This window comes from Synechococcus sp. B60.1 (genome assembly GCF_047462555.1).
Lineage (GTDB): Bacteria > Cyanobacteriota > Cyanobacteriia > Thermostichales > Thermostichaceae > Thermostichus.
In genome coordinates this window covers 1-11666 of record NZ_JANSJN010000034.1, presented here as the reverse complement: position 1 = coordinate 11666, position 11666 = coordinate 1, and the positions used below count along the sequence as shown (strand labels likewise).

The window sequence follows — 11666 nt, the reverse complement described above, 5'->3', positions numbered from 1 at the left end:
AAGGCTCTCTCCACCCAGGCTTCGGAGCTGATGCTCTCTGTGCTCAGGGAGCTGCAAAGTTTTTCCTCTGGGAAAGCCCTGCCGCCGCGGGAGCGGGTGAAGGTCAGCGCAGCTATTTTGCAAGAGTTGCGGGCTCGTTACGAACGGCTGCTCCAGGTCGATTGGCAAGATGCCGAGGCAGGTTACTACCCTCACGCGCTTCTCTTTGACAACCCCTGGCTGGACTTTGCTCGCTATTACCCAGCCGTGTGGTTGGAACTGCCCCAGATTACCCAACGGGTCCACAGTCGGCGCTACCAGGAGTTTTCTCCAGACATCTCCACAGAGGGCTACCCGAAATACTACCTGCAGAATTTCCACTACCAAACCAACGGCTACCTAAGCGATCGCTCGGCTGAGCTCTACGACCTCCAGGTGGAGCTGCTGTTTGGGGGCACGGCGGATGCCATGCGGCGACGGGTAATCCGGCTGCTCAAGGATGCCCTCGATCCTGCTCTATCGGCTCCCCACATTCTCGACGTGGCTTGTGGTACGGGGCGCACGCTGCGCCTTTTGCGGGGAGCTCTGCCCAACGCGGCACTGTATGGCCTGGACCTTTCCCCTGCCTATCTGCGCAAGGCCAACCGCCTGTTGCAGGAGTTGCCTGGGGAGCTGCCCCAGCTCATCCGCGCCAACGCTGAGGCTATGCCCTATGCCGACGCCACCTTTGATGCGGTTGTCAGTGTGTTTCTCTTCCACGAGCTGCCCGGCCCGGCCCGGCAAAAGGTCATCAACGAGATGAGCCGCGTGGTGAAGCCGGGGGGCGTCATTGTCATCTGCGACTCGGTGCAACTCTTGGATTCGCCGGAGCTGGAGGAGACGATGGAAGCTTTTGTGCAAACCTTCCACGAACCCTACTACCGGGACTACATCCGCGATGATCTGGGGGTGCGCCTGCAGCAGGCAGGCTGTGAGGTGTTGCGCCGAGAAACCCACTACGTCAGCACTTATATCTTGGCCCGTAAGAGTTGAGCGCCCTTGCCAAAAGCTTAAGAGGGTAAGGAGATTCGCGGTCGCTTGGCCAAAAGCTGTATAGTAGTATCAGACACGAAACCTCGGATAAGAAGCTAAGTCATCAACGCCCTTCAGTGCAAGGCGGTCGGAATCCTTTCTTATCTTATACTTAGGCTCATGTCCCCTCCGTATGGATCCCTCCGTGCCGGCATCACTGCTCTCAAGCAGGAGCGCTACTTAGAGGCGATCAACCTTCTCGAGTCTTTCTGCTACTGCTGCTCGATTCAGGAGAGCTCACCCCGCCAGAAAGAGCGCAACGGTTCCAGGATAGATCCTGAGGAATGCGCTTTGGCGCGGGTAGCCCTGGTTATGGCTTATCAGGGAAGCGGCGACTTGGAGCGCTCGACTGCCCTCTGCCAGGAACTCTTGGAGCAGGGGGAAACCCCTTCAACTCCCCTCTGGGCGCAGGAATGGGCAGCTCAAGCTCTGCCTATCCTCAAGCAGGCTTCAGAGCACTCTATGTCCCCTGAGGAAGTGATAGCGCGGCTACCTGTCCTCCGGCAGTTGCAAGACTGCCAGTCCCTCCGCAGATCTCGCGATCCGGCCCTGCATTTACTCAAGTCTGCCAACTAATCCTGCCAGTAGGTTAAAGTTGGCAACTCTAGGCAAGAGCCGGCGGGAGAAGTTGTGTTTTTGCCAGGAACCCCCCTCTAGGCGTTTGAATCTTACACTTTTCAGAGTATGCCTGCTGCTGAGCCCACCACCTACCACTTTATTGTTGCCAGTCTGTCTTTTTTGCGCTCTGAACCTCTGGAGGAAGTGCTGGAGGAGCGTCGCCGACACTATGAGGAGCACCATCGCCCCATCGATTTCTTTTGGGTGCCCCAGCCGGCTTTCATGGAAGCTCCAGAGTTAAGGCTCCTACGCAACAAGTTGAAGGAGCCGCTGGGGGCAGTGGTTTCGACCAATGAGGATTTCATCCGTTGGCTGGCGCTGCGCCTCACTTTTGTGGAAAAGGGCAGCTTTGTAGCCCCCAGCGAGTCGATCCCGGATCCCTTGCGCTCCCTATCGTTGTCAGAAAGCTGATAGCCTTTCCCCACCATCGCCTTAGCGGCTTGCTCAGGGGGGAGGCACAACTTGGGCGGCCAGGGGTAAGCTGCCCTGGAGGGGAGGCAAGTTTGATTGCAGGCTAGGTCAAGATTTAAGATTAGGGCACCTCTCCCAAGCCAGCAGCGGTAATGCTGGAGCGCGGCAGGGAAAGCCAAGGCGGGAGAGAGGGATATGCTGGACGGGGGCACCATGACTTTGGAGCAACGATGGGACTGGCCGGAAGGGGAGGTGGAGGTCTGCCACCGGACTTCTCATCTTCGGGATCTTCCTTCCACATTTCCTTCAACTGAGGTGCTGAAGTCAGAGGCCCCCCCACTTGAGCCGCCGGCAAGTCCCCCCTCCGGCTCGCTGAAGTGTTCGTCGGGGGATCCCTTGCCAGAGCCCCCTCCCCAGGATCCCAAAGAGGATAGCCAAGTGGATTCCCCTTTCTCAGGGACAGGCCTGGGAAACTTTGCTGCCGTCCTGCGTCGACCCAACTTCCTGCTGCTGTGGATGGGGCAGGTGTTTTCCCAGTTGGCCGACAAGGTGTTGTTGGTGCTGCTGATTGGGTTGATCTCGAGGCAGTTTCAGCCGGAAGGGGCCTCCATCAGCGGCTGGGTGGCGGCGGTTATGCTGGCTTTTACGCTGCCGGCGGTGTTGTTGGGCAGTCTGGCAGGGGTGTTTGTGGATCGCTGGCCCAAGAAGGGGGTGCTGGTGCTCTCCAACGTGGTGCGCGGGATCCTGGTGCTGCTGTTGCCGCCGCTGCTCTGGCTCACCGCCGGGCGTGACCTTTGGCCAGGGATCCCTTTGGGCTTTGGCAGCCTGTTGCTGGTGAGCTTTGCCGTCTCTGTCTTGACCCAGTTTTTTGCTCCTGCCGAACAGGCCACTCTGCCGCTGATCCTGCCTAGGCGGGAGCTGTTGGCGGCCAACTCCCTCTACACCACGACGATGATGGCTTCGCTGATCGTCGGCTTTGCCATTGGCGAGCCCCTATTAACGCTGGCGGATCGCTGGGTGCGCGCGTGGTTGCCCGGCTGGGAGGTAGGGCCAGAGCTGTTGGTGGGGGGAGCCTACCTGTTGGCGGGATCCCTGCTGCTGCTGTTGCAACCCCACGAGAGGCTGGAGCCCCGGCCTTGGCAGACCCCCCATCTCTGGGAAGATCTCAAGCTGGGCCTGCAATACATCGGGCAAATGCCCTTGATCCGCGCGGCCCTGCTGCAAATGGTGGTGCTCTACTCGCTGTTTGCGGCGCTGGCGGTCTTGGCGGTGCGCATGGCCGAGGTGACGGCGGAGCTGGAGGCAGATCAGTTTGGGGTGTTGCTGGCGGCTGCCGGCCTGGGCATGGCCATTGGCGCCTTTTGGGTGGGGCATACAGGCCGGCAGGTGAGCCGTCGCGCCTGGAGTGGGCTGGGATCCCTGTTGCTGTGTCTGTCCTTGGCGGCCTTGTCCTGGACGGAGGGGAAGCTGTTTCCCAGCTTGGCTTGGATTGCCCTGCTGGGCTGTGGAGGGGCGTTGGTGGCGGTGCCCATGCAAACCTTGCTCCAGGAGGAGACCCCCGAACATCTGCGCGGCAAGGTTTTTGGACTGCAGAACAATGCGGTCAACATTGCTCTCAGTTTGCCGCTGGTTTTGGCGGGGGTGGCGGAAACGTATTTCGGCCTTGCCTGGACGTTTCTCGGCCTGGCAGCCCTGACCGGGTCGGCGGGGCTGTACCTCTGGGGTCTGCTGGGCAGAGAGGGGCACAGATAAGTTTTTCTGCTGGATAGCTGCGGCGTAGGGCTGGGTATCTGTCAATGCCTTGTCGGTCTAGGTTTCTCCCCTGAGAGGGGAGCAGCGGGCCGACGTGGGATGCGAGTCTGCTACCCTTATAGAGGCTTTGAATCGCACATCCCGTTGCAGATCAGCGTTCTGGCGCCGTAGGGATCCGCCCATGCACATCGCCTGGATAGGCAAGAAGGCACCTTTCTGTGGCAACGTCACCTATAGCCGTGAGGTAACCAACGGCCTTTTGGAGCGGGGACATCAGGTGAGCTTTTTCCATTTCACCAACGAAAGCCCCTCCCCCAGCCTGGAGGCCCCTGCTGTAGAGGGATCCCGTCGGGGGAGCCGTTGGCATGCTGAGCTGGCGGGGCGGGATGTTTCCCTGCCCTGTCTGTACAAGTCGCAGATTTACACGATCCCAGCTCCCAACGCCAGGCGGTTGCTGACCCAAGCCCTACGGGAATTGCAGCCGGATCTGGTGCATGCCTCGCTGACGATTTCTCCCATCGATTTTGTCCTGCCGGAGATCTGCGCTGAGCTCAACCAGCCCCTGGTGGCTACTTTCCACCCGGCTTTTGACCGACGGCGGCGCAACATCGCCTCCCGCACCCAATACCTGGCCTATCAGCTCTATGCCCCCTGTTTGGCCCACTACGACCGCACCATCGTCTTCTCGGAAACACAGCGGCAGATCTTGGTCAGGCTGGGGGTGAGCCGCGAGCAGGTGGTGGTCATCCCCAACGGCGTCGACGTGGATAAGTATTCGCCGGGGCCCTCCACCCTGAAGCAACGGTTGGGGCTGGAGCGGGTCTTTGTCTACCAAGGACGGATCTCGCCGGAAAAAAATGTCGAGGCCCTGCTCAAAGCCTGGAAGCAGGCTCAAATGGGTGAGAAGTGTGGCCTCCTGATTGTGGGGGATGGACCCCTGCTCAATACCCTCAAGCCTTTCTACACCCGCCAGCACGGGATCCACTGGCTGGGCTACGTTGCCGACGAGCAGCAGCGCATCGAGATCCTGCGGGGATCCGACGTGTTCATTCTGCCCTCCTTGATTGAGGGGCTGTCTTTGTCGCTGCTGGAGGCGATGGCCTGTGGGGTAGCGGCAGTGGCTACCGACGTCGGGGCCGATGGCGAGGTTTTGGCCGATGGAGCCGGGATCCTGTTGGATCCGGGGCGGGTGACGGTGGAGCTGCAAACGCTGCTGCCTCTGTTGCGGGATCAACGGGAATTTACGCAACTGCTGGGGATGAAAGCCCGCCAGCGGGTGCTGGAGCGCTATACCCTCAGCCACAACCTCAGCCAGTTGGAGCAGCTCTACCAGGAGCTGAGTCAGGGGTCCCGTCAGCGCCGCCGGGCGTAAGGAGGACTACTGGGATTGGGCTAAAACTTTTGTGATAGAGCTTCTGATATTTTTGCTAAACTGCATCGTTATGTTTCCAGGGGATTTCCTCTAGCTTCCCGATGGATGAGCACAACCCGCAAAAAGCCTTTCCGGCGCAGCCCCCTGCCGGGCTGTCGGGTTTGTCCTGGTCAGAGTCTCTGCTTGCCCAAGGTGCGGACAGAAACTCCTTTCCCACCAACGTTCCGGCTGCGTCGCTGTCGCCCCTCGATGAGCAGGGCGATCTGCGCTCGGCTCAAGTTGGCCCAGAGGAGGAGCCCGAGGCGGCCTTGGAGGAGAGGGAGCTGACGGAAGTGAAACCGGCCATCTTGCCCGCCCCGCCGAAGCCGGAGCCGGTGGTAGAGCTGGGGACAGAACAGCAGCCGATGCTGTATTTGCTAGGGGGATTGGCCTTTGCCCTGCGCTCCTTCAACAACCTAAACCAGATCCTAGAGCTCACTGCTTTTGTGGCCAGCCAACTCACCGATGCCGAGGGCGGAGCGCTGGTGTTGTTCAACCCCAACGGCACTATTCAGTTGGATCAACTGCATTGTTCGGATCTGAACCGGCGTGAGCAGATTCGCGCCGAGATGGAGCAGATCGCCCAAGCTCTGTCCGCTCAGGAGCCGATTTTAAAAACCGAGGGATCCCTGTCGGTGAAGATCCCGGCCTTGGAACATCTCTTGGACGAACGCCTGCGCCAGAGCCTGGGGCCAGATGTGCGCCTGTTCGGGACGCCGCTGTTGATTCGCAGCTCCGTCCAGGGGCGCCTGTACGTCTTCAGCCGTCAGCCCGGCTACCAGTGGAATGAACGTCGCCAACAACTGCTGCGGTTGGTGGCTGACCAAGCGGGCGTGGCCATCGAGAACGAGCGCTTGACGGCGGCCTTACGCCGCAAAATGGCTCTGGAAAAAGAAATGGAGATTGGCTCCTACATCCAGACCCAACTGCTGCCCCGCCACTACCCCCAAGTCAAGGGCATTCGGCTGGCGGCCCGCTGCCGCGTGGCCAGCAAGGTGGGGGGCGACTACTATGATTTCATCAAGATCCCCAGCGAGCGGCCGGAAAACTCTGAGGCCGCCGCCGATGAGCCGGTTGGATCCCTGGCCCCTTCCTCTGAACCATCCGAAGACTTTCGCTTGGCCATCGTGATTGGGGACGTGATGGGCAAAGGTGTCCCTGCCGGCATGTTGATGAGCATGACCCGTGCCATGGTGCGGGCAGAAGCCCTCAACCGCCACTCGCCGGCCCGCGTTCTCCAACATCTCAACCGGGCCATGTACAGCGATCTGGAAAACTCCAATCGCTTCATCAGCCTGTTTTACTCAGAATACGATCCCCGCTCCCGTCGCCTCTGTTTTAGCAACGCTGCCCATAACCCCACCCTCTGGTGGCGGGCCCGCACCCGCGACATCCAGCCCCTAGACACAGAAGGAGCGCTGATTGGCTTAGAGGAACACAGCCAATACTCGGAAGCCTGCGTGCAACTGCAGCCGGGAGATGTTGTAGTCTATTACACCGATGGCTATGTCGAGGCCGCCAATACCCGCGGGGAGCGGCTGGAGACCTCAGGCTTGATGGACGCCATTCAACATGCTGCCAGTCGCTACGAGTCGCCCGAGGAGATCTTGGAGAACCTTTTTGAGCAGATGGACGCCTTCCGGGGCCGCCAGGGATCCCGTCCTGTTGTCCCAGAGCCGCCGGCGGATCCGGAGCTCTTGTTTCAGGATGAGATTTCCCTGCGGCCTGAGCCGGTGGACGATACAACGCTGGTGGTGTTGAAAGTATTGCCCGATTCTGAGCCAACCTAGCTACGAAGGTTCAAACTAAGGGTACTCTCTAGCTAGGGAAGCCTCTTGGGTGGTGGCCCGCTTTCCTAGTTGACCTTTGCCTGAGGTATAAGCATGCACTTCACTGCTCCTGGCTCCGAGCTCTCCTCGGTTTACTTGCCGGCCTCGCCGGCCTTGCAGACGGAAGTGATTGTCGCCCAGGTGTTCCGGCAGGACGTGCTGGCCGATATCCGCAGGGGTTGGAACAACTTCGTGGAATCGGGCCAAATTTGGGCGCTTTTGATAGGAATCGTGGCGGGCTACATGCTCAAGAGCATCACCAGCTCCCACTAGAGGCGGTGGCACTCGGATTCCTTGGCCCTGAGGTGGCGGCGCCTTGGCCGTCGCTGCTTGGCTTACTTTTTTAGACGAGTCTTTCTGTGGTGGTCGATCCCTATCCTCCTTCCGAGTCCATGTCCCAGCCGACGGCACCTTCCACCCCGCGCCCCTGGAGCGGACGCTTTGCGGGATCCCTGCACCCTCAGATTGCCCGCTTCAACGCCAGCATCGGCTTCGATATTCGCCTTTTGCCCTACGATGTGGCCGGATCCCTGGCCCACGTGCAGATGCTGGGGGCTTGCGGCATCTTGAGCCGCGAAGAGGCAGAGCAAATTCGGCAGGGGCTGGAGCGGATCCAGAAGGAAGTTGCCGAGGGCATCTTCCAGCCTGACCCTGAGGCGGAAGATGTCCACTACGCCGTCGAGCGCCGCCTGGTGGCCTTGGTGGGGGAAGTGGGCAAAAAACTGCACACGGGGCGCTCCCGCAACGACCAAGTGGCCACCGACCTGCGCCTTTACCTACGGGATCAAATCGACGCTATCCGGCACTTCCTCTGGGAGCTGCGGGGGGTTTTGTTGGACTTGGCCGACCAGCACGTGGAGACGCTCCTACCTGGCTACACCCACCTGCAGCGGGCCCAGCCCATCAGCTTGGCCCACCACCTCCTAGCCTACGAAGAAATGCTCTGGCGGGACTGGCAACGCTTGGGGCGGGTGCGGGAAGAGGTCAACGTCTGCCCCCTGGGATCCGGGGCCTTGGCTGGCACTTCCTTGCCCATCGACCGGCAGCTTGTTGCCCATCTGCTGGGGTTTGAGCGCATCAGCGCCAACAGCCTGGATGCGGTGAGCGACCGCGACTTCCTTGTGGAGTTCCACGCTGCCGCCAGCCTGATTCTGGTGCATCTCAGCCGTCTCTCGGAAGAGATCATCCTCTGGGCCACGCAGGAGTTTGGCTTTGTCGCCCTCACCGATGCCTGTGCTACCGGCTCCAGCCTCATGCCCCAGAAGAAGAATCCCGATGTGCCGGAATTGGTGAGGGGCAAGACAGGGCGGGTGTTCGGCCATCTCCAAGCTCTGCTGGTCACCTTGAAGGGGCTGCCTCTGGCCTACAACAAAGATTTGCAAGAGGACAAAGAGGGGCTCTTCGATACCGTTGATACTGTAAAGGCCTGCTTGGAGGCGATGATAATCCTGCTCCGGGAAGGCATCCAATTCCAAACCCAACGCATGGAGGCCGCCGTACGGGAAGATTTCTCCAACGCCACCGATGTGGCCGACTACCTGGTGCGCAGAGGGATCCCCTTTCGCAGCGCCCACGATCTGGTGGGCCAGATCGTGCGTACCTGTATGGCAGAGGGGATCCTGCTGCAGGATCTGCCCTTAGAGCGCTGGAAAAGCTTTCACCCGGCCTTTGAAGCGGATATTCTGGCAGCCATCGCTCCCCAGCGGGTAGTGGCGGCGCGGCTCAGCCCTGGAGGCACTGGCTTTGCAGTGGTGCGGGAAGCCTTGCAACGGGCCCAGGCCCGCCACCAACAGGCAGAGCCAGCAGAAGAACCCCCACCGACCCGCCTCTCCCCTGGCTCTGGGCTGCCCTTCGAGGGCTGAGCAGTGGCTCTCCCTCCCGCCCTCTTCCCCTCAAGGAGAGGGGAGTCAGCCGCCCATTCCTGCTTGCCCTCTCTATCCGTGGAGCGACCCCCCAGCCATTGGCCTTGAGAAACCGGAGGAAGGATGCGAGCCAGAGCCATCTCCCCACCCCCCTCTGCCCTAGGAGAGGTGGTGGAGGCCGACACCACAACTTTTGTGGCCCAGTGCCTAAGGCCGGAACGCCTGACCTTCCCGACCCTGCCCGCTCTCGGCAGTTGGGTCCGCTCCCAAGACGAGGAGACCGGCAACCTAATCTATGGGGTGGTCTGCTACGCCGCCATGACTCCCATCGATACGGTTCACCGCCCCAGAGCGTTGGGCCTCTCCACACAGGAGCTGCGGGAGCAGCAGCCCCAGATTTTCGCCATGTTGCGCAGCGATTTCCGCGCTGCCATTGTCGGCTTCGTTGGCGGGGGACGAGTTTATCAGTACCTGCCGCCGCGCCCGCCCCAGATTCACCAGCCGGTCTACCCCTGCTCTGAAAGCGAGGTAAGGGAGTTTTGCCGCTCTTTTGAGTTTTTGCGCACCCTGCTGCGTGTCAACGGGATCCCCAGCGACGAGTTGGTGGCCGCTGTCATCCGTCAGACTTACCGGATCTTGAACCGGGATCGCCACTGGTTGGTGCAAGCAGGGCGGCAGTTGAGCTCGCTGTTGCGAGATGATTACGAACACCTCAGCGCAATTTTACGAAAGATTGAAGCCTAAGCGAAGAAATATTGAGAATAGTCCTGAATCCCGCCGAAATTTCATCTGAGGGTGATAGCCTGAGGCGAAATCTTGTGAATCATCCCTTTTGTACCCTATTTCTTGCGTCAAAATGTTTAACAAATTTAATCCCTCTGACAAACCCTCCAAAGGCAACTGGGCAGGTCGCACTTTTTCCGCTGCTGTAGGCGCTTCGGTGGCAGCGGCTATTTGCATGGCTCATGGCCAGCCGCCCTTCCTATCGCTGCTGGTGGCCAGTTGTGCAACGGTGTTTACCCTCGTTTGTGATGAGATGAGCTGGATATAGGCTCGGGGCCAGCTTTGGGCTTTTAGCCCGTCTGAGGCAACCATCGAACGACAAGATATCGACAAGATACTCTCCGGATCAAACGCCGCTAAGAGTCTCTCTGGGGGATGCGTAAGCGTCTGCTGCGCAATTCGTCTTGGCGGGCCGTAGTCCTTGGCAAGCTAGAAGAGGGCGGATACGGATTCCTGTCTCTCCAGGCTTTTGGCTGGATCTGGAGGCCCTGGTAACTGTCGCTGGCCCGGCAGCCTCCAGGCCCACTTGGGCAAGGTGGGCAGGGATCGAGCAGCGCTGTTTGGTTTTGATGTTTTTTGCCGGATCCCTGCCCAGGGCTGGCTTCGGCGAAGCAAAGGGTAGAGCAATCGGGGGTTAAGATCGGGGGAAGCGCCCTCTGCTGGTTTCTCTTTGCCTATAGTTGGCCCCAGGGACATCCCCATCTACAGAGGCTGTGCTGCCACAACTTGAGAACCAGTCAGGCCCTTTCCAAAACCTGATTTCAAAACCTGATTTGATGGTCGCTCTGTCTGGAGCCGAGCCAGAGCTGCTCGCCTCCCCCAAGCGCCGATGCCCTTGAGCCTATGACCTCCCTTCCTCTGGTTTCTGTGATCTTGGGCACGCGGCCCGAAGCCATTAAGCTAGCTCCGGTAATCCAGGCCCTGCGGGCCAGTCCACACCTGCGCACTGAGGTGATCCTGACAGGGCAACACCGGGAGATGGTGGATCAGGTGATGCGGCTCTTCGGCCTACGGGCGGATCGGGATCTGGAGATCATGCGTCCCCGCCAAAGCCTGACTGACATCACCGAAGCCACCCTGCGCGGCCTGGAACCCTATTTTCAGGAGCGCCAGCCCCAACTGGTTCTGGTGCAGGGCGATACTACGACCGCCTTTGCCGCTGCCCTGGCCGCTTTCTATCAACGCATCCCGGTGGGGCATGTGGAAGCCGGCCTGCGCACTGACGATCTCTACCACCCTTTTCCTGAAGAGGCCAATCGCCGTCTCATTTCTCAGTTGGCCAGCCTGCACTTTGCCCCCACCCCGCAAGCGGTGGATAACCTGAAGCGAAGCCACGTGGTTGGCTCCATTTACTGCACCGGCAACACTGTTATCGACGCCCTGCTGCAGGTGGCCGCCCACGGGATCCCTTGCCCCATCCCCGGCCTAGACTGGCAGCGCTACCGCGTTTTGTTGGTTACTGTGCACCGGCGGGAAAACTGGGGGGATCCCTTAATAGCCATCGGCCAGGCTCTGCTGCAGATTTTGGCGGAGTTCCCCGATACGGCCCTCCTCTTGCCTCTCCACCCCAACCCCGCGGTGCGGGATCCCCTGCAGGCCCTGTTGGGATCCCGGGAGCGAGTTTTTCTTACCGAGCCCTTGGACTACCCCTGCTGGGTCAGCGCCATGCAGCGCTGCACTCTCATCCTCAGCGATTCCGGTGGTATTCAAGAGGAGGCCCCCGCCCTGGGCAAGCCGGTGCTGGTGCTGCGGCAGACCACCGAGCGGCCGGAAGCCGTTGCTGCCGGCACCGCCCGCCTGGTGGGTACCCATCCCGAAAAGATCCTGGAGGCGGCCCGAGAATTGCTCACGGATCCCCAGGCCTACGCCCGCATGGCCCAGGCCCAAAACCCCTTCGGCGACGGCACCGCTGCCCGGCAAATTTGCCACATCATCGAGAGGCAGTTTAAC

General features: G+C 60.4%; 11 protein-coding genes. All 11 read left to right on the top strand.

Features of this window, described 5'->3' with window-relative positions; translation table 11 throughout:
- Nucleotides 1-1011, top strand: a 1011-nt coding sequence (locus NW863_RS05550; protein WP_414365069.1) for a class I SAM-dependent methyltransferase, incomplete at its 5' end; no start/stop codon positions are given.
- A gap of 159 nt (nucleotides 1012-1170) precedes the next feature.
- Complete coding sequence (locus NW863_RS05545) at nucleotides 1171-1626, top strand: hypothetical protein (RefSeq protein WP_414365067.1); 456 nt, start codon at nucleotides 1171-1173, stop codon at nucleotides 1624-1626.
- 108 nt (nucleotides 1627-1734) lie between these two features.
- Nucleotides 1735-2079, top strand: coding sequence for an MgPME-cyclase complex family protein (locus NW863_RS05540; protein ID WP_414365065.1), 345 nt, complete (start codon nucleotides 1735-1737; stop codon nucleotides 2077-2079).
- A gap of 396 nt (nucleotides 2080-2475) precedes the next feature.
- Nucleotides 2476-3831, top strand: coding sequence for an MFS transporter (locus NW863_RS05535; RefSeq protein ID WP_414365064.1), 1356 nt, complete (start codon nucleotides 2476-2478; stop codon nucleotides 3829-3831).
- Between the two features lie 181 nt (nucleotides 3832-4012).
- The gene (locus NW863_RS05530; protein ID WP_414365063.1) at nucleotides 4013-5203 is read left to right on the top strand and encodes a glycosyltransferase family 4 protein; all 1191 of its coding nucleotides are present in this window, start codon (nucleotides 4013-4015) and stop codon (nucleotides 5201-5203) included.
- Between the two features lie 101 nt (nucleotides 5204-5304).
- Nucleotides 5305-7032, top strand: coding sequence for a PP2C family protein-serine/threonine phosphatase (locus NW863_RS05525; RefSeq protein ID WP_414365062.1), 1728 nt, complete (start codon nucleotides 5305-5307; stop codon nucleotides 7030-7032).
- A gap of 93 nt (nucleotides 7033-7125) precedes the next feature.
- Nucleotides 7126-7344, top strand: coding sequence for a hypothetical protein (locus NW863_RS05520; protein WP_414365060.1), 219 nt, complete (start codon nucleotides 7126-7128; stop codon nucleotides 7342-7344).
- 119 nt (nucleotides 7345-7463) lie between these two features.
- Nucleotides 7464-8933, top strand: a complete 1470-nt coding sequence (argH, locus tag NW863_RS05515; protein ID WP_414365085.1) for an argininosuccinate lyase — start codon at nucleotides 7464-7466, stop codon at nucleotides 8931-8933.
- Nucleotides 8934-9056: 123 nt separating this feature from the next.
- Nucleotides 9057-9677: a hypothetical protein gene (locus NW863_RS05510; protein ID WP_414365059.1), complete on the top strand. Its 621-nt coding sequence runs from the start codon at nucleotides 9057-9059 to the stop codon at nucleotides 9675-9677.
- A gap of 112 nt (nucleotides 9678-9789) precedes the next feature.
- Nucleotides 9790-9984 (top strand): hypothetical protein, encoded by a 195-nt coding sequence (locus tag NW863_RS05505; protein ID WP_414365058.1) that lies wholly within the window; start codon nucleotides 9790-9792, stop codon nucleotides 9982-9984.
- A gap of 575 nt (nucleotides 9985-10559) precedes the next feature.
- On the top strand, nucleotides 10560-11666 hold a 1107-nt coding region (wecB, locus tag NW863_RS05500), incomplete at its 3' end, for a non-hydrolyzing UDP-N-acetylglucosamine 2-epimerase (protein WP_414365056.1).